The sequence below is a fragment of the Arenimonas fontis genome (assembly GCF_008386465.1).
GTDB classification, from domain to species: domain Bacteria; phylum Pseudomonadota; class Gammaproteobacteria; order Xanthomonadales; family Xanthomonadaceae; genus Arenimonas; species Arenimonas fontis.
Genome location: NZ_VUOD01000012.1, coordinates 26,458 through 50,859, shown reverse-complemented (window position 1 = coordinate 50,859; position 24,402 = coordinate 26,458). Strand labels below are relative to the sequence as shown.

19 protein-coding genes are annotated in these 24,402 nt (G+C 71.2%); 12 read left to right on the top strand and 7 right to left on the bottom strand.

Features of this window, described 5'->3' with window-relative positions; all coding sequences use genetic code 11:
* The first annotated feature begins 246 nt into the window (after positions 1-246).
* The 5 genes from F0415_RS11545 to F0415_RS11525 all read left to right on the top strand — a co-directional run bounded on the left by F0415_RS11545 (position 247) and on the right by F0415_RS11525 (position 4,911).
* Complete coding sequence (locus F0415_RS11545) at positions 247-1,656, top strand: amidohydrolase (protein WP_149861375.1); 1,410 nt, start codon at positions 247-249, stop codon at positions 1,654-1,656.
* Positions 1,653-2,918 (top strand): amidohydrolase family protein, encoded by a 1,266-nt coding sequence (locus F0415_RS11540; RefSeq protein WP_149861374.1) that lies wholly within the window; start codon positions 1,653-1,655, stop codon positions 2,916-2,918. Before F0415_RS11545 ends, F0415_RS11540 begins: the two co-directional genes overlap by 4 nt.
* A 13-nt stretch (positions 2,919-2,931) precedes the next feature.
* On the top strand, positions 2,932-3,807 hold the full coding sequence (locus F0415_RS11535) for a helix-turn-helix domain-containing protein (protein WP_149861373.1): 876 nt from the start codon (positions 2,932-2,934) through the stop codon (positions 3,805-3,807).
* 74 nt (positions 3,808-3,881) lie between these two features.
* Positions 3,882-4,286: a DUF1761 domain-containing protein gene (locus F0415_RS11530; protein WP_149861372.1), complete on the top strand. Its 405-nt coding sequence runs from the start codon at positions 3,882-3,884 to the stop codon at positions 4,284-4,286.
* 4 nt (positions 4,287-4,290) lie between these two features.
* Positions 4,291-4,911 (top strand): 2-hydroxychromene-2-carboxylate isomerase, encoded by a 621-nt coding sequence (locus F0415_RS11525; protein WP_149861371.1) that lies wholly within the window; start codon positions 4,291-4,293, stop codon positions 4,909-4,911.
* A gap of 42 nt (positions 4,912-4,953) precedes the next feature.
* Here F0415_RS11525 and F0415_RS11520 read toward each other — a convergent pair whose 3' ends face one another.
* Positions 4,954-5,838: a GGDEF domain-containing protein gene (locus tag F0415_RS11520; protein WP_188310376.1), complete on the bottom strand. Its 885-nt coding sequence runs from the start codon at positions 5,836-5,838 to the stop codon at positions 4,954-4,956.
* A 207-nt stretch (positions 5,839-6,045) separates the two neighbouring features.
* Between F0415_RS11520 and F0415_RS11515 the strand changes: the two genes are divergently transcribed.
* Positions 6,046-9,294: an amidohydrolase family protein gene (locus F0415_RS11515; RefSeq protein ID WP_149861369.1), complete on the top strand. Its 3,249-nt coding sequence runs from the start codon at positions 6,046-6,048 to the stop codon at positions 9,292-9,294.
* Between the two features lie 70 nt (positions 9,295-9,364).
* The gene (locus F0415_RS11510; RefSeq protein ID WP_149861368.1) at positions 9,365-9,703 is read left to right on the top strand and encodes a hypothetical protein; all 339 of its coding nucleotides are present in this window, start codon (positions 9,365-9,367) and stop codon (positions 9,701-9,703) included.
* A gap of 36 nt (positions 9,704-9,739) precedes the next feature.
* Here the strand turns inward: F0415_RS11510 and ppc are convergent, their stop codons facing one another.
* Positions 9,740-12,457: a phosphoenolpyruvate carboxylase gene (ppc, locus tag F0415_RS11505; RefSeq protein ID WP_149861367.1), complete on the bottom strand. Its 2,718-nt coding sequence runs from the start codon at positions 12,455-12,457 to the stop codon at positions 9,740-9,742.
* 58 nt (positions 12,458-12,515) lie between these two features.
* Positions 12,516-13,901 carry a glutamate--cysteine ligase gene (locus F0415_RS11500; protein WP_425457846.1) on the bottom strand — a complete coding sequence of 462 codons (1,386 nt, stop codon included), beginning with the start codon at positions 13,899-13,901 and terminating at the stop codon, positions 12,516-12,518.
* A gap of 13 nt (positions 13,902-13,914) precedes the next feature.
* Here F0415_RS11500 and F0415_RS11495 point away from each other — a divergent pair, with 13 nt between their 5' ends.
* Positions 13,915-15,447 carry a peptide ABC transporter substrate-binding protein gene (locus tag F0415_RS11495; protein ID WP_188310375.1) on the top strand — a complete coding sequence of 511 codons (1,533 nt, stop codon included), beginning with the start codon at positions 13,915-13,917 and terminating at the stop codon, positions 15,445-15,447.
* On the opposite strand, the gene F0415_RS11490 is transcribed toward F0415_RS11495, so the two are convergent.
* Positions 15,444-16,046, bottom strand: coding sequence for a hypothetical protein (locus F0415_RS11490; protein ID WP_149861364.1), 603 nt, complete (start codon positions 16,044-16,046; stop codon positions 15,444-15,446). The genes F0415_RS11495 and F0415_RS11490 overlap by 4 nt on opposite strands.
* A 57-nt stretch (positions 16,047-16,103) precedes the next feature.
* Here F0415_RS11490 and F0415_RS11485 point away from each other — a divergent pair, with 57 nt between their 5' ends.
* Positions 16,104-17,027, top strand: a complete 924-nt coding sequence (locus F0415_RS11485; RefSeq protein ID WP_149861363.1) for an ABC transporter permease — start codon at positions 16,104-16,106, stop codon at positions 17,025-17,027.
* Between the two features lie 39 nt (positions 17,028-17,066).
* On the opposite strand, the gene yihA is transcribed toward F0415_RS11485, so the two are convergent.
* Positions 17,067-17,699: a ribosome biogenesis GTP-binding protein YihA/YsxC gene (gene yihA, locus F0415_RS11480; RefSeq protein ID WP_149861362.1), complete on the bottom strand. Its 633-nt coding sequence runs from the start codon at positions 17,697-17,699 to the stop codon at positions 17,067-17,069.
* Positions 17,700-17,901: 202 nt separating this feature from the next.
* Between yihA and F0415_RS11475 the strand changes: the two genes are divergently transcribed.
* From F0415_RS11475 to F0415_RS11465, 3 genes are all read left to right on the top strand, one after another.
* Positions 17,902-18,678 carry a c-type cytochrome gene (locus F0415_RS11475; RefSeq protein WP_149861361.1) on the top strand — a complete coding sequence of 259 codons (777 nt, stop codon included), beginning with the start codon at positions 17,902-17,904 and terminating at the stop codon, positions 18,676-18,678.
* A 3-nt stretch (positions 18,679-18,681) separates the two neighbouring features.
* Positions 18,682-19,551, top strand: coding sequence for a thiol:disulfide interchange protein DsbA/DsbL (locus F0415_RS11470; protein ID WP_149861360.1), 870 nt, complete (start codon positions 18,682-18,684; stop codon positions 19,549-19,551).
* 94 nt (positions 19,552-19,645) lie between these two features.
* Complete coding sequence (locus F0415_RS11465) at positions 19,646-20,395, top strand: endonuclease/exonuclease/phosphatase family protein (protein WP_149861359.1); 750 nt, start codon at positions 19,646-19,648, stop codon at positions 20,393-20,395.
* Positions 20,396-20,538: 143 nt separating this feature from the next.
* On the opposite strand, the gene F0415_RS11460 is transcribed toward F0415_RS11465, so the two are convergent.
* Positions 20,539-23,415 (bottom strand): TonB-dependent receptor, encoded by a 2,877-nt coding sequence (locus F0415_RS11460; RefSeq protein WP_149861358.1) that lies wholly within the window; start codon positions 23,413-23,415, stop codon positions 20,539-20,541.
* Positions 23,416-23,561: 146 nt separating this feature from the next.
* Complete coding sequence (locus F0415_RS11455) at positions 23,562-24,356, bottom strand: sulfite exporter TauE/SafE family protein (protein WP_246149952.1); 795 nt, start codon at positions 24,354-24,356, stop codon at positions 23,562-23,564.
* Positions 24,357-24,402 lie beyond the last annotated feature (46 nt).

The window sequence follows — 24,402 nt, the reverse complement described above, 5'->3', positions numbered from 1 at the left end:
ATCGAAGTCCGCGCCCGTCACCTGCCACGGCGGAGAGACCCCCAAGGCAGCCTCAAACAGCTTGTCAGTCATACCCGATCCCGTACCTGCTCAGGTCCAGCTTACCCACTCGAAATTGAAAAGAGGCCTTTTTCTTCTCCGTATCGCCCGGGCATTCTGGCACGCCGGCCTTGAACCGTGACCGGACGGCCTTGGCATCGGCCCGCGCTTGTGGCTAGGGTGGCGGCACCTGCTGGGGAGCACGCCATGAAACCAAGCCTCGAAGCCGGCCTGCTGGCAGTCGTCCTGCTGGCCGCGGCCATACCGGCCCCGACCGCCCGGGCCGCTTCTTCCGATGCCTCCTTCCCGAGCACCTACCGGCCGGTGCCGTCTGCGCCGGTGCTGGTGCGCGGCGCCACGGTGCTGACCGGCGACGGCCAGCGCCTGGAGCAGGCCGACGTGCTGATGCGCGATGGCCGCATCGCCGCGGTCGGCCGCGACCTGGATGCCGGCGACGCCGTCGTGGTGGACGGTGCCGGCAAGTGGGTAACGCCCGGCCTGATCGACGTGCACTCGCACCTGGGCGTGTACCCGGCCCCGGGCGTGACCGCGCATGCCGACGGCAACGAGATGACCGCACCGGTGACCGCCCAGGTCTGGGCCGAACACGGCGTCTGGCCGCAGGATCCCGGCTTCGCCACCGCCCTGGCCGGTGGCGTCACGACGATGATGGTGCTGCCGGGCTCGGCCAACCTGATCGGCGGCCGCGGCGTGGTGCTGAAGAACGTGCCGGCGACGACCGTGCAGGCGATGAAGTTCCCGGACGCCCCGCACGGCCTGAAGATGGCCTGTGGCGAAAACCCCAAGCGCGTCTACGGCGGCCGCGGCCAGGCGCCGATGACCCGCATGGGCAACATCGCCGGCTACCGCGCCGCCTTCATCGAGGCGCAGAAATACCGCGAGGCCTGGGACCGCCACCTGGCGGCCAGGGAGGAAGGCAATCGCCGTCGCGGCAAGTCCGCGGACGCCGGCAAGGACGAAGCGCCGCAGCGCGACCTGCGCCTGGAGACCCTGGCCGGGGCCCTGCGCGGCGACATCACCGTGCACATCCACTGCTACCGCGCCGACGAGATGGCGCAGATGATCGACCTCGCCGACGAGTTCGGCTTCCGCATCGCCGCCTTCCACCATGGCGTGGAGGCCTACAAGCTGGCCGACACCCTGGCCGAACGCGGCATCTGCGGCGCGCTCTGGGCCGACTGGTGGGGCTTCAAGATGGAAGCGCTGGACGGCATCCAGGAAAACATCGCCCTGGTGGACCGGCCGGCCAACGGTTGCGCCATCGTCCATTCCGATTCGCCCGAGGGCATCCAGCGGCTGAACCAGGAAGCGGCCAAGGTGATGGCGCGCGGCGAAGCGGCGGGGCTGTCGCTGCCGCCGGAGCGGGCGATCCGCTGGCTGACACAGAACGCCGCCCGCGCGCTCGGCATCGCCGACCAGACCGGCACCCTGACCCCGGGCAAGATGGCCGACCTGGTGCTGTGGAGCGGCAACCCCTTCAGCGTCTACGCCAAGGCCGAAAAGGTCTGGGTGGACGGCGCCCTGCTGTACGACCGCGACGATCCGGCCCGCCAGCCGGTCGGCGATTTCATGCTCGGCCAGGAGGTGTCGCCGTGAAGCGCCTGTTCGCCATCGCCATCGCCTGCGCCTGCTCCCTCGCCGCGCCGGCCGCGGCCCAGGATCTGCTGATCCGCGGCGCCACCGTGCACACCGCCGACGCCGCCGGCACCCTGAAGGACCACGACGTGCTGGTGCGGGGCGGCGTGATCCGGGCCATCGGCAGGGACCTGCCGGCCCCGGCCGGCGCCGCCGTCGTCGAGGCCGGGGGCCGGCCGCTGACCCCGGGACTGTTCGCCGGCCTGAGCGGCCTGGGCGTGGAGGAAGTCTCCGGCGAGGCCGCCACCGTGGACGGCAATCTCGCCCTGGGCACCCTGGTGCCGCCGCAGCAGGCGGTGTGGCGGCCGGAGTTCGATCTGGACCTGGCCTTCAATCCGGCGTCCATGGCCATCCCGGTCAGCCGCATCGAGGGCCTGAGCTTTACGGTGCTGGCGCCCGGCGCCGTGCCCGGCGGCAGCCTGCTGGCCGGCCAGGGCAGCGCCTTCGTGCTGGACGGTAGCCACGCCCCCCTGGCCGGCAGCCGCAGCCTGTTCATCAACCTGGGCAGTGATGTTTCGCCCCTGTCCGGAGGCAGCCGGGCCGGCCAGTGGATGCTGCTGGAGCAAGCGGTGTCCGATGCCCGCAACGGCAGCGACGAATTGCTGACCCGGGCCGGCCGCGCCGCCCTGGCCCGCTACCTGGACGGCGGCCGCGTGGTCTTCCATGTGGACCGCGCCGCCGACATCCGCCAGACCCTGGCCTTCGCCCGCCGGCACGGCATCCGGCCGGTGATCGCCGGCGGCGCCGAAGCCTGGCAGGTGGCCGACGAGCTTCGCGCGGCCGGCGCGCCGGTGCTGCTGGATCCGCTGCTCAACCTGCCCTACGACTTCGACCGCCTCGGCGCCCGCCTGGACAACGCCGCCCGCCTGCACCGCGCCGGCGTGACCGTGGCTTTCAGCCAGAGCGGCGATGCCACCCACAACGCCCGCAAGATCCGCCAGCTGGCCGGCAACGCCGTCGCCAACGGCCTGCCTTGGGAGGCCGGCCTGGCCGGGCTGACCTCGGCACCGGCGCGCATCTTCGGCATCCGCGACCGCGGCCGCATCGCCGTCGGCCAGGTGGCCGACCTGGTGCTGTGGAGCGGCGATCCGCTGGAGGTGACCAGCCTGGCGCAGCAGATGTGGCTGGCTGGCAAACCGGTACCGATGCGCTCGCGCCAGACCGAGCTGCGCGACCGCTACCTGGTGCCCTCGGGCGAGCTGCCGCGGGCCTACGTGAAATGAGGCCGGAAGGCCAATGGACGGAACACCCCGCCACCGCCATCTCCACGTCCACCACCAGGACGACGCCCTGGGGCGCTGGACGGTGGCCTGGCGGTCATCGCCCGCCGCGCTGGCCGACGTCGTCACCATGCTGTGGTACGGCGAAGGCCGGGTCGCCTACCAGCGCGACCGGATCCTGCCTTCGGGCGGCAGCCAGCTGCTGATCAACCTCGGGCCGGTGCAGTACCGCATCGAGCCCGGGCCGCCGGAGCGGCGCGTCCCGTTCCGCGACGTCTGGTACTCCGGCCTGCACCAGGGGCCGATCGACACCGAGGCGCCGCATGGCAACGCGCTATTCGGCGTGACCTTCCGCGCTGCCGGCGCCCGGCCCTGGCTGGGCGTGGACGCCGACCGGCTGGTCGGAAGGGTGTTGCCGCTGGAGGATCTGGTCGGCGGGGACGCGCAAACGCTGCGCGAACGCCTGCTGGAGACCCGGACGCTGGAGGCCCGTTTCGCCCTGGTCGAAGACTGGCTGCTGGCGCGGCTGCGGCCGCGCTACGCGCCCTCGCCGCTGACGCTGTGGGCCTTGGGCCGCATCGAGGCCAGCGCCGGCCGTCTGCCGGTGGAAACGCTGGCGCGCGAGGCCGGGGTCAGCCGCAAGCACCTGGCCGTGCTGTTCCGTCGCCAGGTCGGCATGGGCATGAAGAGCCTGGCCCGCGTGCACCGCTTCCGCGCCGCCACCGCCCTGCTGGCCGGCCGCGAGCGGGTGCCCTGGGCCGAGCTGGCCGAGGCCTGCGGCTATTTCGACCAGTCGCACCTGGTGCGGGATTTCCGCGCCTTCTCCGGCCTGTCGCCGGGCCAGTTCATCCGGCACGCCATGGCCGACGGCGGCAGCCTGGTGCTGAGGTAACGAAAATCCAAGACGCCCGGCCCCGGGGAAGGCACACTGGGCGCCTCCGAACCGACACCGAGGGGGAGACGGCAATGGAAGGAATCAACGTGTGGGCCATCCTGACCGCCGCCGTGGCCAGCTTCGTGCTGGGCGGCCTGTGGTATTCGCCGATGCTGTTCGGCAAGGCCTGGCAGCGCGAGGTCGGGCTCAGCGACGAAGAACTGGCCAAGGGCAACATGGGCGTGATCTTCGGCAGCACCTTCGTGCTGCTGCTGATCGCCAGCTTCGTGTTCGCCATGTTCCTGGGCCCGCGCCCGCCGCTGGCCCTGGGTCTGGGCGCCGGATTCTCGGCCGGACTGTGCTGGGTGGCCTCCAGCTTCGGCATCAGTTACCTGTTCGAGCGCCGCAGCTTCAAGCTGTTCGCCATCAACGCCGGTTACCACACCCTGCAGTTCACGGTGATCGGTCTGGTGCTGGCGCTCTGGCCGGCGGCCTGAACCGGTGCGCTGGTATTTCGATTTCATCTCGCCGTTCGCCTACCTGGCCTGGCCGCGCGTGCGCGCGCTGCTGCGCGAGCGGCCGGTGGAACTGCGGCCTATCCTGCTGGCGGGCCTGCTGGAACGGCACGGGCACAAGGGGCCGGCGGAGATCGAAGGCAAGCGCCTGTTCACCTATCGGCACGCGCTGTGGCGGGCCCGGCGGGCGGGACTGCCGATGCGCTTCCCGCCCGGCCACCCGTTCAATCCCCTGGCGGCGCTGCGCCTGTGCCTGGCCCTGGAGACGCGGCCGGACGTGGTGCAGGCCATCTTCGACTGGATCTGGGCCGAGGGCCGGGCCGGCGACAGCGCCGAGGCCCTGGCACCGCTGGCCGCCCGCCTGGGCATCGCCGACGTTGCGGCCGCCATCACCGCGCCCGCCGTGAAACAGGCCTTGCGCGACAATTTCGAGGCCGCCGTCGGCGAAGGCGTGTTCGGCGTCCCCACCCTGGTGGTGAACGGCGAGCCGTTCTGGGGCGAGGACGCCATGGACTTTGCCCTGGAGGTGCTGCGGGACCCGGAACTGCTGCAGGAGCCGGAGTTCCGCCGCCTGGCCGGGCTGCCGGTGGCGCAGGGGCGGTCCTGAGCCGCGGCACGCAGGCCCGTCGCGGCAACGCGGGTAGGCGCTTCAGCCGCGCGGCCCGGGCGTGCCCGGATCGGCCACCACCATGTTCCGGCCGCTGTCCTTGGCCTGGTACATGGCGCGGTCGGCGCGGTCCATCAGGGCATCCATGCTTTCCTGCGGGCCGAGGAACTCGGCGGCGCCGAGGCTGACGGTCAGCTCCACCACTTCCTCGCCCACCACCCGGCACTGGTTCTGCACCGCCTGGCGGATGCGTTCGGCCACGGCGATGGCGTGGATGCGCTTGGCGCCAGGCAGCACCACCGCGAATTCCTCGCCGCCCAGGCGGCCCAGCACGTCGCCGCCGCGCAGCTCGGAACCGACCACCGCCGCCACCGCTTTGAGGCATTCGTCGCCGACGGCGTGCCCCAGGCTGTCGTTGATCAGCTTGAACAGGTCAATGTCGAAGTACAGCAGCGACAGCGGCCGGCCGTCCTGCCAGGTTTCCTCGGCCAACCGTTCCAGTCGCTGGCGCAGGGCGCCGCGGTTGTAGATGCCGGTCAGGGCATCGCGTTCGGAGTTGAGCTGGGCACGTTTGGCCTCGGCCTTGGCGTGGTCGCGCTCGTCCAGCAGCGCGCGCACGCGCCGGCTCAAGCGGTTCACCAGCCACAGCCCCCAGGCCACCAGTGCCAGCACCAGCAGCAGCGATGGCACCGGCGCACGGGGACCCAGCCAGGCAAGCACCGGCAAGGCGACCAGGGCAGTCAGGGCGAAGGGCCCCCACCCGGAACGGGGCGCGACGCGCGCGCGCAGCACCCACCAGCAGGCGACGAAAGCGGCTGCCAGGCCCAGCGCCAGGCCCAGGCCAAGCCAGGCCAGGCCGACCAGCGTCGACGCGATATCCGCCGGCGCGGCCATGGCCGGCCCGGCCAGTCCCGACAGGACGGCCAAGCCAGGGAAACGCGCGACGGGGGGCGGTCTGCGGGCCATGGCCGGCCTACTGTCCGGCACCGGCGACCGGGGCACAAGCGATCCGCCGCCGCCAGATCGCGATATCGCCAAACGCCTCACGCTTTCACACGGCCATGACCTTCGTACTAGGGTCGAAGGGGCGGTTTCGCCTAGCATCGCGGCGTCCTTTCCGCTTCCGGAGTCGCCATGTCGCCGCGTCCGCTCGTGCTCTCCCTGGGTCTGGTACTCGCCACCGGCCTGACCGTTCCGTCCCTGTCCGCCGCCGGCAAGGACGCGGCCAAATGGGACGTCAACGCCGCCCACGCCGGCGCCAGGACGGTGAGCTTCAGCACCGACGAGGGCACCTGGCTGGATCTGGACCTGAGCCCGGACGGCCGCCGCATCGCCTTCTCGATGCTGGGTGACATCTACGTACTGCCGATCGAGGGCGGCCAGGCCCGGCGCATCACCTCCGGACCCGCTTGGGACATCCAGCCGCGCTTCTCGCCCGACGGCGGCGAGATCGCCTTCACCTCCGACCGCGGCGGCGGCAACAACCTCTGGCGCATGAAGGCCGATGGCAGCGGCATGGTGCAGGTGAGCAAGGAGGATTTCCGCCTGCTCAACAACCCGTACTGGACCCCGGACGGCCAGTACCTGATCGGCCGCAAGCACTTCACCTCGACCCGCTCGCTCGGCGCCGGCGAGCTGTGGCTGTACCACCGCGACGGCGGCGCCGGCTTGCAGCTGACCAAGCGCAAGAACGACCAGCAGGACCTGGGCGAGCCGGCGGTCTCGCCCGACGGCCGCTACGTGTATTTCTCCGAGGACGTCAGCCCGGGTGGCCAGTTCGACTACAACCGCAACGTGCACGGCCTGATCTACGCGATCAAGCGGCTGGACCGGGAAACCGGCGAGGTGCGCACCCTGGTGGCCAGCCCCGGTGGGGCGGTGCGGCCGCAACCCTCGCCGGACGGCAAGTCGCTGGCATTCGTCAAGCGCGTGCGCGACAAGTCGGTGCTGCACGTGCTGGACCTGGCCTCGGGCGCGGTCCGGCCGGTCTGGGACGGCCTTTCGCACGACCAGCAGGAAGCCTGGGCGATCTTCGGCCCCTATCCGAACTTCGACTGGACTCCGGATTCGAAAGCCGTGGTGATCTGGGCCCAGGGCAAGCTGTGGAAGGTGGACGTGGCCAGCGGCCTGGCCGCCGACATCCCCTTCCGCGCCGAGGTACGGCAGAGCGTGCTGCCGGCGCTGCGCTTCGAACAACGGCTCGACGGCGACAGCTTCGCGCCGAAGATGATCCGCGACGTGACCACCAGTCCTGACGGCCGCACCCTGGTCTTCCACGCGGTCGGCCAGCTGTGGCGCAAGGCCTTGCCGGACGGCCGGCCGCAACGCCTGTTCGACGACGATTCCCGCTTCGAGTACCAGCCGGCCTTCAGTCCCGACGGCCGCAAGCTGCTGTACACCACCTGGTCGGATGCGGAGATGGGCGCCATCCACGAGCTGGACCTGGCCAGCGGCCAGAGCCGCAAGCTCACCGGCGAGCCCGGCTTCTACTACGGCCCGCGCTACTCCCCGGACGGCAGCCATGTCGTCTATTCGCGCCAGGGCGGCGGCGGCCTGACCGGCAGCCTGTGGAGCGGCGACCGCGGCGTGTACGTGATGCCGGCCGCCGGCGGCGAGCCGTTGAAGGTGGCCGATGCCGGCGCCGATCCGCAGTTCTCCGCCGATGGCAGCCGGGTCTACTACCTCACCGGCAGCGGCCTGGAGAAGAAGCTGATGAGCGTCGGCCTGCACGGCGAGCGCCCGCGGGAAGTGTTCGGCCTCAAGTACGTGGACCATGTCGCGATCAGCCCGGACGGCCGCCGGGTCGCCTTCACCGAACTGTTCAACGGCTACGTGGCGCCGCTTCCGGCCACCGGCGCCAGCATCGAGCTGGGCAAGGACACCAAGGCCATCCCGGTCACTGCCCTGGGTACCGACATGGGCAGCTACCTGCACTGGGGCGCCGATTCGCGAACGCTGCACTGGATGGTCGGCGACCGCTACCACAGCCGTCGCCTGGACGCGGACAAGGCCGACGCCGGCGTGCCGGTCGGCCTGCGCGTGCCGACCGACCGGCCGGCCGACGGCTTCGCCCTGGTCGGCGGCCGGGTGGTGACCATGCGCGACGCCGAGAACACCCGGGAGGTGATCGAGGACGGCGTGGTGCTGGTGCGCGGCGAACGCATCGTCGCGGTGGGGCGGCGCGGCGAGGTGGCCATTCCGGCCGGCACACGCGAGCTGGACGTCGCCGGCAAGACGGTGTTTCCCGGCATCGTCGACGCCCATGCCCATGCCGCCCACTTCGGCCAGGGCGTGGTGCCGCAGCAGAACTGGGCCTATTACGCCAACCTGGCCTACGGCATCACCACCATGCACGATCCCTCGGCCAGCACCGAGTTCGTGTTCTCGCAGTCGGAGCTGGTGAAGGCCGGCAGGATGGTCGGCCCGCGCGTGTTCTCCACCGGCACCATCCTCTACGGCGCCGACGGCGACTTCAAGGCGGTGGTGAACTCGCTGGAGGACGCCCGCGGCCACCTGCGGCGGATGCGGGCCAACGGCGCGTTCTCGGTGAAGAGCTACAACCAGCCGCGCCGCGACCAGCGCCAGCAGATCAACCGGGCCGCCCGCGAGCTGGGCATGCTGGTGGTGGAGGAAGGCGGCAGCACCTTCCAGCACAACATGACCATGGTGGTGGACGGCGTCACCGGCATCGAGCACAACATTCCGGTAGCGCCGCTGTACCGCGACGTGATCGAGCTCTGGCGCCGGACCGACGTGCGCAACACACCGACCCTGGTGGTGAACTACGGCGGCCTGAACGGCGAACGCTACTGGTATGCCCGTGGCGAGGTCTGGAACGAACCGCGCCTGCAGCGCTTCTTCCCGCGCCAGAGCCTGGATGCCAACATCCGCCGCGAGTTGGCGCCGGAATGGGACTACTACCACGTCGATGTGGCCAGGGCGGCCAAGGCGCTGCGCGACGCCGGCGTGCGCATCCAGGTCGGCGGACACGGGCAGCTGCAGGGCAAGGCGCCGCACTGGGAGATCTGGTCACTGGTGCAGGGCGGCTTCAGCCCCTGGGAGGCCTTGCGTGCCGCCACCATCGACGGGGCCGACTACATCGGCCTGGGCGGCGAACTCGGTTCGATCGAGCCGGGCAAGCGCGCCGACCTGGTGGTGGTGGACGGCAATCCGCTGCAGGACATCCAGCACAGCGACGACACGGTATACGTGATGGTCAACGGCCGGATGTTCAGCGCTGCCGACATGTCGGAGATCGGCGGCAAGGGGAGGCCGGCGCCGGAGTTCTTCTGGCAGCGGCACGGCAACGGCCTGCAGATCGGCGTGCAGTACGGCCCGACCGCACCCTGCCACTGTCCGAAGTCGGCGGGCCACCGGCACTGACGACCAAGCAGGCTGGCGCCGGTGACAGCGTGAAGGCAACCAACCTCACCACGATCCCGGGGGAACCGTGATGACCACCCGCTACCTGCTCCGCCTTCCCGACCCCGCCAGGGCCCGCGGTCCCGAACCCTCGTTGGCCTTCCGCGCCGAAAGCGCGGAGGGATTTGCCGAGGAGCTGCAGGACGCGCTGCGCCGACCGCAGCTGTTCCTGCGCTGGCGGGCCCTGCAGGACGATCCGGAGAACATAGACGAAGCCTTGGCGGTCACCGATCCGGAGGCCGCCGTCACCGGCGAACAGGACGACCTGATGATCCGGCTGGAGGTCCGCACCTGCCTGCCCTCCTCCGTACTCAGCCACCGCCTGCGCATGCTTGCGGGCAGTCACTGGGAACTGCGCGACGTCCGTTGAGGCGGGCGCCGGCGACGGCGCCACGGCCTGGCCGGCTCAGCCGGTGTTCTGCACGCCGGCGGCGATGCCGTTGACCGTCGCCACCAGGGCCCGGAACAGTGGCCCGTCCTCGGGTCGGCCGGCGGCGCGCCAGCGCGCCAGCAGGTCGGCCTGCAGCAGGCTGATCGGGTCCACGTAGGGGTTGCGCAGCCGGATCGAGGTGCGCAGGCGGAAATCGCCAGCCAGCAGCCGCTCGGCCCCCTTTAGCGAGAGGATGGTGTCGCGAGTGCGGGCGAACTCGCCGGCGATCGCCGGAAAAAAACGCCCGTGCGCCGGCGAGAGCCGCGAATAGACCTCGAAGATGGCCAGGTCCGACTTGGCCAGCACCATCTCCACATCGTCCACCAGGGTGGCGAAGAATGGCCAGTCGCGCGCCATCTCGGCCATGGCCTCGCGACCGAAGCGCTCGATGCCCTCGGCCAGCCCGGTGCCCACGCCGAGCCAGGCGGTCAGGCCACAGCGACACTGCGACCAGGCGAACACCCACGGAATCGCCCGCAGCGACCGCACGCCGCCGGCCTGACCGCGCTTGCTGGGCCGGGAACCGATCCGCAGGCGTTCGATCACGTCAATGGGCGTGGCCTCGCGGAAGTAGTCCACGAAACCCTCGGTCGCGTACACCAGGCCGCGGTAGTGCGCACGTGCCGCCGCCGCGATCGTCGTCGCCATGTCCCGCCAGCGTGCCTCGCGCGACTCGGCCGGGCGCGGCCGCAGGCTGGCGCGCAAGACCGCGCCGGTGGCCTGTTCGAGGTTGCGCAGGGCGATGGCCCGGGTGCCGTATTTGCGGTGGATCACCTCGCCCTGCTCGGTCAGGCGCAGGTAACCGTCCACCGAGCCGCGCGGCGCGGCGATCACCGCCCGCTCGGTCTTGCCGCCGCCGCGCGAGAGCGAGCCGCCGCGGCCATGGAAGAAGGCGATGCGGATGCCGGCCTCTTTCGCCAGGGCGGTCAGCCGCACCTGCACCTGCTGCAGGGCCCAGCGCGAGGCGACCAGGCCACCGTCCTTGGCGCTGTCCGAATAACCCAGCATCACCACCTGGCGGTCGCCGCGCCGGCGCAGGTGCTCGCGGTAGGCCGGGTCGGCCAGCAAGGAGCGCAGGGTCTCGGGCGCCGCCTCCAGGTCGTCCACGGTTTCGAACAGCGGTGCCACGTCCAGCGGTACGCCGTCGGCCGCCTCGCCCAGGCCGCCGAGACGGGCCAGGGCCAGCACCGCCAGGGCGTCGGCGGCACTGCGGCTCATGCTGATGATGTAGGGGCCGATGGCGCGGGCGCCATAATGAGGCAGCGCTTCGGCGACGGCAGCGAACACCGCCAGCACGCGCCGCGCGCCGTCATCGTCCGGCCTCGGCACGCGCGGGTCGGCCAGCAGGCCGCGCAAGCGTTCGGCGCGTTCGGACCAGGGCCGCTCCGGCCAGGCCGGGTCGTCCAGCAGGGCCGCCAGGGCGGCATCATGCACCGCGGACTCCTGGCGCAGGTCGAGCGTGGCCAGGTGGAAGCCGAAGGCCTCGACCCGCCGGCGCAGGCGGCGCACGGCGAAAGCGCCGGCGTGTTCGCCGCGATGCGCCGCCAGGCTGGCTTCGAGCAGACGGATGTCGGCGACGAATTCGCCGGCATCCCGATAAGCGAAGCCATCCTGCACCAGGGTGGCATCCAGGCGCGCGGCCAACAGGGCGGTGTAACGGCGATAGGGCATGTCGGCGTGGCGCTGCCTGACCGCCGCCGCGGCCTCGGGCAGGCGCGCGGCATAGTCTTCGATGCGCGCCAGCAGGTCGGGCGAGAACTCGGCCCGGCCCTCCGTCTGGCTCAGCAAGGAGCCCAACCGGCCCAGCTCGGCGCGGTACAGGCCCAACACCAGCTCACGCTGGCGCGCCAGGGCGGCGACGATGGTGCCGGCACCGACGTTCGGGTTGCCGTCCATGTCGCCGCCGACCCAGGAGCCGAAGCCGAGCAGCGGCGGCAGATCCAGCCCTTGCACGCCGGCCTCGGCCAGGGCCCGCTCCAGGTCTTCATGGAACACCGGCAACACCCGGTACAGCACCTCGGTCAGGTACCAGGCGACGTGCTCGAACTCGTCGGCGACGGTGGGCCTGGCCGCCGGCGTTTCCGCCGTCTGCCAGCCGGCGGTCAGGGCCAGGCGCATGCGCTCCAGGCCGGCGCGGCGCTCCTGCGGGGTCAGGCAGCGGTCGATGTCCTCGACCAGGCAGCGCATCAGCTCGCTTTCCTTCTCCAGCAGCGCTCGCCGCACCGCCTCGGTGGGATGGGCGGTGAATACCGGTTCGATGCGCAGGCGCAGCACCGCCGCGGCAATGTCGGCCGGCGCCACCCCTTCGGCCCGCAGCCGGCCCAGCACATCGTCCAGCCCGCCGGGCTGGGGCGCGCCCTGCAGGCGCTGGTAATCGCGCCGGCGCCGGATGCGGTGCACGCGCTCGGCCAGGTTCACCGCGCCGAAGTAGGTGCTGAAGGCACGCACCAGCAGCTCGGCCCGGTCCAGTGGCAGGCCGGCCAGGCGTTCGGCGACGTCGGCCAGGGGCGCGCCGGCCTCGCGCCGGCGGATGGCCGCCACCCGCAACGCCTCCACCTCGGCCAGGAACTCCGGCGACACCTGTTCGGCCAGGATGTCCCCGACCAGGGCGCCCAGGCGCTTGACGTCCTCGCGCAACAGATCGTCGGTGGGCGGGAAATCGATCTCGCGCAGGCTGTCGGCGTCGCTGCTCATGCCGACAGCCTACCGTCCTTGCGGACCGGCGGGGAGAAGGCCTCGCCGCTGCGGGAACTCAGTAGGCGAACTCGCGGAAGACCGGGTCCACGCTGCCGCCCCAGGGCCCGTGGAACAGCTCCAGCTTGCGTTCGGCCGGCGTCTGGTTGGCCTGGGCGAACTCCAGCAGCGGTTCCAGGAACACCGCCTCGCTGGCCCCGGAATCGTTGCGGCGGTCGCGCCGGGCCAGGCCGGTGCCGGCGATCTTCAGCACCTCCAGGGCCAGCTCGCGGACCGTGCCGCGCCGGAACGGCAACTTCAACCCGTGTTTGGGCACGCCGTCGCGAAGGGCGTGGCGCTCCTCGCGGCTGAAGTCCTTCACCAGATCCCAGGCCGCGTCCAGGGCCGCGTCGTCGTACAGCAGTCCCACCCACAGCGCCGGCAGGGCACAGATCCGGTTCCAGGGGCCGCCGTCGGCGCCACGCATCTCCAGATAACGCTTCAGCCGCACTTCCGGGAAGGCGGTGGTCATGTGGTCGGCCCAGTCGCGCAGGGTCGGCAGCCGGCCGGGCAGCTCCTCCAGCTGGCCGCGCAGGAACTTGCGGAAGCTGCGCCCGGCCAGGTCCAGGTACTCGCCGTCGCGGTAGCTGAAGTACATCGGCACGTCGAGCAGGTAGTCCACGTAACGCTCGAAACCGAATCCGTCCTCGAAGACGAAATCGAGCATGCCGGTGCGATCGGGATCGGTGTCCGACCACACGTGCGAGCGATAGCTGAGGTAACCGTTGGGCCGGCCCTCGGTGAAGGGCGAATCGGCGAACAGGGCGGTGGCCACCGGCTGCAGGGCCAGGCCGACCCGGAACTTGCGCACCATGTCCGCCTCGTCGGCGAAGTCGAGGTTCACCTGCACGGTGCAGGTGCGGGTCATCATGTCCAGGCCTAGCCTGCCGCGGCTGGGCATGTAGCGGCGCATGATCCGGTAGCGGCCCTTGGGCATCCAGGGCATGTCCTCGCGCCGCCACTTGGGCTGGAAACCCATGCCGAGGAAACCCAGACCCAACTCGTCGCCCACCGCCTTCACCTCGCGCAGGTGGCTGCGGGTCTCGCAACAGGTCTGGTGGATGGTTTCCAGGGGCGCGCCGGAAAGCTCCAGCTGGCCGGCCGGCTCCAGGGTCACCGAGGCACCGTCCTTGGACAGGGCGATCAGCCTGCCGTGCTCTTCATGGCCCTGCCAGCCAAAGCGGGTCAGGCCGCGCAGCAAGGCCTCGATGCCGCGCTCGCCTTCCCAGGCCGGCGGACGCAGGTCGTCGAGCCGGAAGCCGAACTTCTCGTGTTCGGTGCCGATCCGCCAATCCGGCACAGGCTTGCAGCCGGCCTCCAGGAACTCGACCAGCTCGCGCCGGTCGCTGATCGGGCTGTCCTTGGCGCTGCTGGGTCCGGACACGGGGCCTGCCTTGGGTACCATCGCGGGGATGCGAATGCTAACCCGCGCCCTGCCCACCGGCGTCCTGCTGGCCGCCCTGCTCTGTTCCGGGGCGGTGATGGCCGGCGCCGAACGGCTGGACCGTGGCAACGGCCCCGAGCCCTCGACCCTGGACGCGCACCGCTGTCCGGAAGTGGCCTGCGCCAACATCCTGCGCGACATCTACGAAGGCCTGGTGGCCGAGGACGGCGCCGGCCGGCTGATCCCGGGCATGGCGGAAAGCTGGGAGGTCTCGGCCGATGGCCGCACCTGGACCTTCCGGCTGCGGAAAGACCTGCGCTGGTCCAACGGCGAGCCGCTGGACGCCGGCCAGGTGGTCGCCTCGTTCAGGCGGGCGCTGGAGCCGGCGACCGCCGCGCCTCATGCCCACCACTTCGATGCCGTCCGCACGATCGAGGCGCCCGACCCCGGCACCGTGCTGTTCCGGCTGCAGCGCAGCCTGGACCTGCCGCGGCTGCTCGTGCTGCCGATCGCCTACCCCGTCTACCTGCCGGCGGTGGATGCCTTCGGCGCCCGCCACACCCGGCCCGGCCGGCTGATCGGCAACGGCGCCTACCGGCTCAAGGAGTGGTTGCCGCAGGCGCACATCGTGCTGGAGCGCAATCCGCATTTCCGGGAACCGGCGCCGATCCCGGAAGTGCGCTTCCACGTCACCGAGGATGCCGCCAGCGAGCTGCGCCGCTTCGAGGCCGGCGACCTGCACATCACCGAAACCGTGCCGCCGCAGCCGCTGGCCTCGCTGCGCGAACGCTTCGGCGGGCAGCTGCGCATCAGCCCCTACCTGGGCAGCTTCTGGCTGGGACTGAACCTGCGCCGGCCGCCGCTGCGCGAGCAACCACTGCTGCGCGAGGCGCTGTCGCTGGCGGTGGACCGCGACGTCCTCACCCGCCACGTCACCGGACTGGGCGAAGCGCCGGCCTTCGGCGTGGTGCCGCCGGGCATTGCCGGCTACGAGCCGCCATCACCCGAATGGGCGCAGGGTACGCAGGCCGAACGCGAGGCGCGCGCCCGCGCGCTGTACGCGCAGGCCGGCTATTCGCGCGAGCGGCCGCTGCAGATCGAGCTGCGCTACAACACCTCGACCCCGCACCGGCGCCTGGCCCTGGCGGTGGCGGCGATGTGGCGGGAGGTGCTGGGCGCGCGCGTCAGCCTGCGCAACGAGGAATGGAAGGTCTTCGTCGGCAACCGCCGCCAGGGCCTGATCACCCAGGCCTTCCGCGGCGGCTGGATCGCCGACGTGGACGATGCCCGCGACTTCCTGCAGCTGTTCCACAGTGAAGGCGCCAACAACTGGAGCGGTTACGTCGATCCCGAGTTCGACGCGCTGCTGGCGCAGGCCGATGCCGCCGCCACGCTGGAGCAGCGCGCCGGCGCCCTGCGGGCCGCCGAGGCGCGGCTGCTGCAGGCGCACGCGCTGGTACCTTTGTACTTCTACACCTCCAAGCACCTGGTGCGACCGGAGGTCGAAGGCTTCGAGGCCAACCCCCTGGACCGGCACCCGAGCCGATTCCTGCGCCTGCGCGACTAGCGCCGGCCCAGCCACCGCTCCCAGGCGGTACGGGCGACGGCATAGGTGGCGAAGTAGCTGCAACCCGCCATCAGCGCAAACTTGAGGTGCCCGGTTTCCAGCGGCGCGTAGTGCTCGAAGCGGATCTCGCGGCCGGCCAGGCCGAGGTCGGGCAGCAGCAGGTCGAGCACGATCCCGCCGAGCACGGCGGGGATGATCAGCAGCAGGGGCCCCAGGGCCTCCAGCCAGTACACCGGTTTCTCGTGTGCCGGCCGGCTCAGGCGCAGCAGGTTGCGCAACAGCAGTGGGCCCTGGGCCAGGGCCAGGCTCCACCAGTCCGGCATCACCCGTCCGCCGGCCGAAGCCACGTAGGCCATCAGCGCGAACACGGCCAGGTGCCCGAACACACACCAGAACACTCCGCGGAAGCCGCGTGGCGTCACTGCCCCCAGCAGGGCCGCCGGGAACCACAGCTGCAGCAGCACCGCCACCACCAGGGCCAGCAGCACGCCGTCGGGAAGCCAGGGCGCGAACAGCCAGGCCAGCAGATAGCTGGCCGCCACCGCCAGCTCGCCGCCGGCTGTGTGCAGGACCTGCTGGCGAAACTTCGTCCGCGCCATCGTCGCCCTCCCCGCGGCAAGGGTGACAGCGCCGGGGCGCTTGGGCAAAGTCCGCGCATGCCCGCCGCCCGCCTGCTTGCCGCCCGCGCCCTGGAAGCGCTGTTCACGCTGTGGCTGCTGGCGACGCTGTGTTTCCTGCTGCTGCGCGCGGCGCCGGGCGGGCCATTCGACAGCGAGAAGACGGTGCCGCCAGAGGTCGAGGCGGCGCTGGCGGAGCGCTACCGCCTCGACCAGCCGTTGCCGGCGCAGTACGGGCACTGGCTGGCCGACGTGCTGCGCGGCGACCTCGGCCCTTCCTTCCAGTACCCCGACTACAGCGTCAACGAGCTGCTGGCGGCGGCCTTCCCGATCTCGCTGCTCAATGGCGTGGCGGCGCTGGTGCTGGCGCTGGGCCTGGGGATTCCGCTGGGCCTGTGGGCGGCGCTGCGGGCCGGGCGCATGACCGATCGCCTGCTGATGTTCGGCGCCGGCCTGGGGCTGGCGATACCGAAATTCGTGGCGGCGCCGCTGCTGATCCTGGCCTTTGCCGTCGTGCTGGGCTGGTTGCCCGCCGGCGGCTGGGACGGCAGCTGGCGCAGCATGGTGCTGCCGGTGATCGCCCTGGCCCTGCCCAACCTGGCCTATTGCGCGCGGCTGACCCGGGCCTCGCTGCTGGAGGTCCTGGGCGCCGACTATCTTCAGGCCGCCCGCGGCCGCGGCGTCGGCGGCGCCCGCCTGCTGCTGGTGCACGCGCTGCGGCCCGGCCTGCTGCCGGTGGTGGCCTGGCTGAGCCCGGCCCTGATCAACGTGGTCAGCGGCTCGGCGGTGGTCGAACAGGTGTTCGGCATCCCCGGCGTCGGCCGTTACTTCGTCCAGGGCGCGCTCAACCGCGACTACACCCTGGTGCTGGGCGTGGTGCTGACGATCGGCGCGGCGATCGTGCTGATCAACGCCCTGGTGGACGGCCTGCGGGCCTGGATGGACCCGCGGCTGCGCGACTGAGCCCTGCCGGCACGGCCGGCGCCACGAGGCCAGCCGGGCTCAGCGCGGCGAATCCGGGGCGACTGGCGCGGCGTCACCGGCGGGCTCGAGCTCCAGCCAGCGCAGCAGCACGTCCCGCGCTTCCGGCACACCCAGCTTCGTTTCCGCCGAGAACAGCTGCGCACTGGCGGCATCGCCTAGCTCCCTGCGAACCGCCGCCAGCACCTTCGCCTGCTCGCCGCGACCGAGCTTGTCGGCCTTGGTCAACAGACAATGGGCGGGCAGCCCGCGGGCGGCGGCGTAGTCGAGCATCTGCCGGTCGTAGTCGCGCAGCGGATGGCGGACGTCCATCACCACCACCAGGCCGACCAGCGAGCGGCGCTGGCGGAAGTAACCGTCGATGACCCGGCCCCAGGCCTCGCGCATCGCCTCGGGCACCTTGGCATAACCGTAACCGGGCAGATCCACCAGGCAACGGCCCTCGCCCAGCGCGAAGTAGTTCAGCGCCTGGGTGCGGCCCGGCGTCTTCGAGACCCGGGCCAGGCCACCCTGGCCGGCGAGGGCGTTGAGCGCGCTGGACTTGCCGGCGTTGGAACGGCCGGCGAAGGCCACCTCCCGGCCGGCGTCGGGCGGCAGCTGGCGCAGCTGGTGCACCGAAGTCAGGTACCTGGCGCGGGCAAGCGGGTTGGGCATGGTCTTCCGGAGCGGGCACGGGCCGGGCGTGGGCCGGCAAGGGCGTCAGCATGGCCACTCGCAGGCGCCCTGACCAGCCCGGGCCGTGTGCCGACGCACTTCAATTGACCCGTCCGGCCGGCCGAAGGGATAATCCGCGCCTTGCGTGCGCACGCCGCATCGCCCCTTTCCCATTGGATTTTCGAGCGTTCCGGAGCAGCCCATGAAGTTCTCGCGCATCCTCGGTGTGGCCGCCGCCCTGGCCGTGGCCCCGGTCATGGCCCAGGAAGCCGCCACGGTGTCGGCCGCTCCCGAGGCCGAGCCGGCCCCGGTCACCGCCCTGGAAACCGACGACTCCCCGGCCACCTGGGGCGATGCCGCCGCCGGCGCCGCCAAGGCCGCGGTCTGCGCCGCCTGCCACGGCATGGACGGCAACGCTGCCGACCCGCAGTACCCGAAGCTGGCCGGCCAGCACGAGCAGTACATCGCCCGCCAGCTGGCCCTGTTCAAGAGCGGCGAGCGCCAGAACGCGATCATGCTGGGCTTCGCCGCCACCCTGAGCGCGCAGGACATGCGCGACATCGGCGCCCATTACGCCAGCCAGAAGGCGCTGCCGGGCGTTGCCGACGACAGCGTGATCGCCGACGGTCCCAACGCCGGCCGCAAGTTCTACGAAGTCGGCCAGGCGCTCTGGCGCTCCGGCGACGCCGACCGCGGCATCCCCGCCTGCCAGGCCTGCCACGGGCCGGCCGGCGCCGGCGTGCCGGGCACCTACCCGGCCATCGCCGGCCAGCACGCCGCCTACACGGCGCTGCAGCTGAAGGCCTTCCGCGACGGCCAGGTCTGGGGCCAGGGTGACCGGGCCAACGCGGTGATGGCCGGCGTCGCCGCCCGTCTCACCGACGAGGAAATCCAGGCCCTGGCCAGTTTTGCCGAGGGCCTGCATCACATCGCCGACGCGGCCGAGGCCGGCGCGGTCGCCCAGGGCGCGAAGGAGTAGACGATGAAGCGCCTGCTTGCGATCGCCCTGCTGGCCCTGCTCCTGGTCGGGTGCGGCCGCGAGCCCGCCGCCCCCGATGCGCAGCCCGTCGCGCCGGCACCCGAAACCAGCGCCCCGGCGGCGGCAACCGAGGACACCGCCCCGGCCGGAGACAATGGTCCGGTCGAGGACGCCGCCCCCGCCGGTGACGCCGACGCCCAGGCCGACGAGGCCGCCGGCGCCGAGGCGCCCGCCGCGGAAGCCGGAGCTCCGGCGGACGGCGCCGTCGCCGACATCCCCCCGCCCAGCGGCCCACCGCCGCGCGAGGGCGTGGACTACGAAGTGCTGCCGACTCCGCAACCGACCTATGCCGGCGGTGACGGCATCGAAGTGGCCGAGGTGTTTTCCTACACCTGCATCCACTGCGCCAACCTGCAGCCGCACGTCAACACCTGGAAAGCGAAGCTGCCGGCCGATGTGCGCTTCGTCTATGTGCCGGCCGCCTTCGGCGGCGCCATCGACAACTTCGCCCGCGGCTACTTCGCCGCCGAAGCCATGGGCCTGCTGGACCGTACCCATGACGCGATGTTCCAGGCCGTTCTGGTCGAGCGCCGCTTCCAGAGCGGTTCGGAGGAGGAGATCGCCGACTGGTACGCCGCGCAGGGCGCCGACCGCGGTACTTTCCTTTCGACCATGCGCAGCTTCGCGGTCACCGGCAAGGTCAACCGCGCCCGCCAGTTCGGCCTGCGCACTGGCGTCAGCGCCACGCCAACCATGATCGTCGCCGGCAAGTACCGGGCCACCGCCACCCGCGACCGCGGCATGCAGGGCCTGCTCGATACCGTGGACTGGCTGGTCGCGCGCGAGCGCGGCAACGCACCGGCCGGCTTCTGAGCGGCCGCCACCGGGCCGAGCAACGGGGCCGCGCAGGCGGCCCTTTTCCTGTCGGCCCCTTGTCCCGGCCGGGAGGCGGACGCACCATTCCCGCATGACCGCGATGCCCGACCGCCTGCGCCTGCTCAGCGCCAACATCCAGGCCGGATCGAGCACGCGCGCCTACGCCGACTACGTGACCCGCAGCTGGGCGCACGTCCTGCCCAACGGCAAGCGCCTGAACCTGGACAGCCTGGCCGAACTGGTGCGTGATTTCGATCTGGTCGGCCTGCAGGAAAGCGATCCCGGCAGTCTGCGTTCGGGGTTCACCAACCAGGCCGACTACCTGGCCGAAACGGCCCGCTTTCCCTACTGGAGCCACCAGCCGAACCGGCGCGTGTCCCGCATCGCGGGCAGTGGCAATGCCCTGCTGAGCAAGCTGGAGCCGGTCGAGCTGCTGGACTACGCCCTGCCCGGGCGCATCGCCGGCCGCGGCGTGCTGCTGGCGCGCTTCGGCGAGGGCGAGCAGGCTTGGCACCTGGCGGTCACGCACCTGTCGCTGGGCGCGCGTTCGCGCCAGCTGCAACTGTCCTTCCTGGCCGAACTGCTGTCCGACTATCCGCGCCTGGTGCTGATGGGCGATTTCAACTGCGATGCCGACGCCCCGGAGATGCGGCCGCTGTACCGGCAGACCTCGCTGGAACCGCCGGCCGAGCGCATCCGCACCTTCCCGAGCTGGGCGCCGCGGCGCTGCCTGGACCACGTGCTGACCGGCGGCTTCGAGGTGCACGACTACCGCGCCGTGCCCGCCGCAGGCTCCGACCATCTGGCGGTTGCCGTGGAACTCTCTCCCCGCAGGAACTGAGCGCCGCCGCCCCTTGCCAGGTTTTTCCCCGACTTTTCCCCGACCCGGCCGCAGCGGCGAAGGGGCGCGACGATGGGAACCCAGGCGGGGAAAAAGAAGGCCGGCGGGGAACCGCCGGCCTGAAGGTATCACCGCTGCGCGGCTCAGAAATCGAGCTGGGCGCGAACGTAGTAGAAGCGCCCGCCCGGGATGTCGTAGGTGGAGGCGTCGTAGCCGTTGAGCGAGCAGGACAGGCAGATCGGCGGGTCCTCGTCGAACAGGTTGTTGACGCCGAAGCTCAGCTGGAAACCGTCCATCCAGTCGAAGCGATAGCCCAGCTGCACGTCGTGGTAGGTGGTGGCCGGCAGGCGGTTGGTGTTGTTGGCGGGATCGGAGCAGACCGGGAAGCCGGCCGCGCCGCTGCAGCTTTCGCGCAGTTCGCTGATGTGGCGGATGCCCCAGGCCGCGTTCCAGGCTCCGAGCTTCCAGTCCAGCGTGAAGCTCGAGGTCCATTCCGGGATGCCGCTGTCGGCCACCTCGATGCCCGGGCCCTGCGGCTGCGGCTGGCCGGCCGCGCCCACCGCTTCGTACTCGCCGACCAGGGTGTTGCGCCAGGCGGCGGCGAACTTGCCCCAGCGCCCCTCCGGGAACACCCAGATCAGGTCGATGTCCCAGCCGTCGGTCTTGATCACGCCGAGGTTGGTCAGGCGATTGTTGAAGCCGTTGATGCCGCCGGTGGGCGCGCGGGTGATGCCGTTGCAGTAGATCGGATCGAGCGTGGCCACGCACAGGTCCAGTTGCACCTGCGCGTCTATCGCCTGGATGGCGCCTTCGACTTCATGCCGGTAATAGGTGATCTCGAAGTCCACCCGCTCGGCGGCGGCCGAGTCGGCCAGGAAGGAGGGACTCCAGATCATGCCCAAGGCATAGCTGTCCGACTTCTCCGGGTCGAGGTCCGGGTTGCCGCCGGTGGTCACCGAGATCTGCGGATTGGGCTGGGTGTAGCCGGCCGGTACGCCCAGGGCGGCGCAGTTGGCCGGGTTCGCCGGCGGTTCGCCGTTCGGCCCCAGCGAGCACGGATCCACCATCTCGCGGTCGAACCGGCTGGCCGAACCGTACAGTTCGCCGATCGAAGCGGCGCGCAGGCCTTCGGCGTAGCTGGCGCGCAGCACCAGCTCGTCCACCACCTGCCAGCGCAAGCCGACCTTGGGGGTGAACTCGGAGACGCCGGTGGAGTAGTCGGAGTAGCGGCCGGCGAGGGTCAGGTCGAGACGGCTGCCTTGGTCGTTCTCCGCCATCAGCGGCACATTGGCTTCGAAATAGAGCTCGCTGACGTCGTACTCGCCGCGGGTCGGCAGCGAGGGAACGCCGTTGTAATGGCCGATGACGGTCAGCGGGTCCGGCTCGTACCAGCCTTCCAGGCGGCGATGTTCGAGACCGGCAGCGAAATCCACCGGACCGGCCCAGTTGTCGAACAGGGTGCCGGACAGGTTGGCGGTGAACAGGGCCAGCTCGTTCTCGCTGCGGTCGCGCACCACCGGCTGGATCCAGGCCAGCATCTCCGGCGTGATGGTGCCGGGGCCGCCGAAGATGTTCAGCGGCACGCAGCCGGCCACCGCCGCGCAGGCGGCCGGATCGCCCAGGGCCAGGGCGATGTTGAAGATGTTGTAGCTGCCGTAGTTGGTCTGCCTGGCCTTGTTGTTGCTGAAGGCCACGTTCACGTCCCAGAACAGCGTGCGCGAGCCGACGTCCCACAGGCCTTCCAGGCCGCCGCCCAGATACCAGGTATCCACGTCCTGGAAGAACTGCCGCGGTCCGCCCTCGACCGGCCGGCGGCCGATCAGGATCAGGTTGGTGGAGGAATCCAGGTCGAAGCCGAACGGGTTGTAGGGGTTGAGCGCGGAAATGACGATGTTGTCCGCCAGGGGGTTGCCGGTGCCGGCCTCCGGGCCGAGGAAAATCGGCTCGGGCGCGGCCTGGTTCATGGACTCGCGCCGGTTGTACAGCAGCTTGACGTAACCGCTGGTGCGTTCGTTGAACTCGAAGCGGAACTGGCCGAAGGCGCCGTAGCGCTCGGAGGGCGTCAGCAACAGGTTGTACTGGGAGAAGTTGAAACGGTCGGCGGTGCTGAAGCAGTGGTAATCGTCGGTGCGGTTGCAGTCCAGGATGCTGCCGTCGTAGACCGGGCTGCTGGCGCCATCGTTGGGCGTGATGTCGTGCACCACGCCGGTGTTCGGGTCTTCGAAGATGAAGCGGCCGGTGGGCGTGGCCGAACTGCCGAAGGCCAGGCCGGTTCCCGGCTTAGGGAAGCTGGACTGGGCACGGTCGCGCGAGAACACCTCGTCCTGGTCGGTCCAGCTCAGGCCGAGGAAGAAGTTGGAACGGGCGCCGGAGCGGCCCCAGGCGAAATCCAGGCCCTTGGAGAAGCCGTCGCCCTCGTCGTACTGCCCAAGCTGCGTCCGCAGCTGCATGCCTTCGTAGTCGCGCCGGGTGATGATGTTGACGACGCCGGCGATGGCGTCGGAGCCGTACAGCGAGGAAGCGCCGTCCTCCAGCACCTCGATGCGCTCGACGATGGCCAGCGGAATGGTGTTCAGGTCGGTGGAGGCGCCGACGCCCGACGCGGACGATTCGTTGACCCAGCGCACGCCGTCCACCAACACCAGGACGCGCTTGGAGCCGAGGTGGCGCAGGTCCACCTGCGCCGAGCCGGCACCGACGCCGGAACCGTCGGCCGGGAAGCCGAAGTTGCCGCTGGAATTGAACTTGGTGTTGAGCGCCGAGCCGGAGCCGGTCAGTGCCTGGATGATGTCTCCGATCGAGGTCAGGCCGGTGCGGTCGATGTCCTCGCGGCTGAGCCGCTGCACGGGCACCAGCCCCTCGGCCTCGGAGGTCTTGATGCGGGTACCGGTGACTTCCACGCGGTCGAGGGTCTTCACGTCGTCGCTGGCCTGCTGGGCCAGGGCCAGGCCGGGAAGACAGGCCAGCAGCAGGGCACCACGGACCGCCATGCCCAGGCGGGAAATGCGCAAGGTCTTCATGTTGTTCCCCAAAGAAGGTCGGTGCCGGCGTCGTTCCCCCTGTGCGCCGGCCCTCCCCTTGTAAAAAAAGGGTAAAGAACCGGCAAGCCGGAATATCGCTGTCCGTGTTAGTGATACTTACCTTGGGGGTGGCGACCCGACGCCGCTCAGCCCAGCAGGACGCTGCTGCCCACCAGGACCAGGAAGGCCGCGAACACCCGCCGCAGGGCCGGCCCGCTGAGCCAGTGTGCCAGCCGGGTGCCAAGAGGGGCGGTCAGCACCGAAGCCAGGGCGATGCCCAGGGCGGCCGGCAGGTAGACATAACCCCAGCTGCCCGGCGGCAGCCCTTCCGTCGGGCCGTGGCTGGCGTAACCGGCGGCACTGGCCAGGGCGATGGCGACGCCACAGGCACTGGAGGTTCCCACCGCCCGTACCGGCCGGACCCCACGCCAGACCAGCAGCGGCACGGTCATGCTGCCGCCGCCGATGCCGACCAGGGCAGAGACGGCGCCGATGCCGGCTCCGGCCAGGCTGTAGCCGGGGCCGCGCGGAGCGTCGCCGCGTTCGGCTCGCGACTTCGGCCAGTCCAGGGCCATCTGCAGGGCCGCCAGGTAACAGTAGGCGGCGATGAACCAGCGCAGGGCCTCGCCCTGCAGGCGCGTCGCCAGCAGGCTGCCCAGCCAGCCGCCCAGCAACAGGCCCGGCACCAGCCAGGCCACGGTCGGCCACAGCACGCTGCCGCGCAGGTGGTGGGAACGGGCCGAAGACAGGCCGGTGAAAACGATGCTGGCCAGAGCCGTGGCCAGGGCCACGTGCACCGCCTGGTCGGCCGGTACGCCCAGGCCGGGCAACAGCCACACCAGGGCCGCCACCAGCACCAGCCCGCCGCCGATGCCGAGCAGGCCGGCGCTGAGGCCGGTGAAGGCGCCAAGCCCGAGGAAAATCAGCCAGGACAGGCTCAAGACGAGTGCTCCCGCGGAATCGGGGCCGTATCAGCCATGGGCTACA

Excerpts from the sequence above, each read along its gene's own strand:
- F0415_RS11490 (WP_149861364.1), bottom strand. The coding sequence starts at position 16,046 with ATGGCGCGGACGAAGTTTCGCCAGCAGGTCCTGCACACAGCCGGCGGC.
- F0415_RS11515 (WP_149861369.1), top strand. The coding sequence starts at position 6,046 with ATGTCGCCGCGTCCGCTCGTGCTCTCCCTGGGTCTGGTACTCGCCACC.
- F0415_RS11545 (WP_149861375.1), top strand. The coding sequence starts at position 247 with ATGAAACCAAGCCTCGAAGCCGGCCTGCTGGCAGTCGTCCTGCTGGCC.
- F0415_RS11485 (WP_149861363.1), top strand. The coding sequence starts at position 16,104 with ATGCCCGCCGCCCGCCTGCTTGCCGCCCGCGCCCTGGAAGCGCTGTTC.
- F0415_RS11460 (WP_149861358.1), bottom strand. The coding sequence starts at position 23,415 with ATGAAGACCTTGCGCATTTCCCGCCTGGGCATGGCGGTCCGTGGTGCC.
- yihA (WP_149861362.1), bottom strand. The coding sequence starts at position 17,699 with ATGCCCAACCCGCTTGCCCGCGCCAGGTACCTGACTTCGGTGCACCAG.
- F0415_RS11475 (WP_149861361.1), top strand. The coding sequence starts at position 17,902 with ATGAAGTTCTCGCGCATCCTCGGTGTGGCCGCCGCCCTGGCCGTGGCC.
- F0415_RS11495 (WP_188310375.1), top strand. The coding sequence starts at position 13,915 with ATGCTAACCCGCGCCCTGCCCACCGGCGTCCTGCTGGCCGCCCTGCTC.
- F0415_RS11535 (WP_149861373.1), top strand. The coding sequence starts at position 2,932 with ATGGACGGAACACCCCGCCACCGCCATCTCCACGTCCACCACCAGGAC.
- F0415_RS11530 (WP_149861372.1), top strand. The coding sequence starts at position 3,882 with ATGGAAGGAATCAACGTGTGGGCCATCCTGACCGCCGCCGTGGCCAGC.
- F0415_RS11465 (WP_149861359.1), top strand. The coding sequence starts at position 19,646 with ATGACCGCGATGCCCGACCGCCTGCGCCTGCTCAGCGCCAACATCCAG.
- F0415_RS11510 (WP_149861368.1), top strand. The coding sequence starts at position 9,365 with ATGACCACCCGCTACCTGCTCCGCCTTCCCGACCCCGCCAGGGCCCGC.
- F0415_RS11470 (WP_149861360.1), top strand. The coding sequence starts at position 18,682 with ATGAAGCGCCTGCTTGCGATCGCCCTGCTGGCCCTGCTCCTGGTCGGG.
- ppc (WP_149861367.1), bottom strand. The coding sequence starts at position 12,457 with ATGAGCAGCGACGCCGACAGCCTGCGCGAGATCGATTTCCCGCCCACC.
- F0415_RS11500 (WP_425457846.1), bottom strand. The coding sequence starts at position 13,901 with ATGGTACCCAAGGCAGGCCCCGTGTCCGGACCCAGCAGCGCCAAGGAC.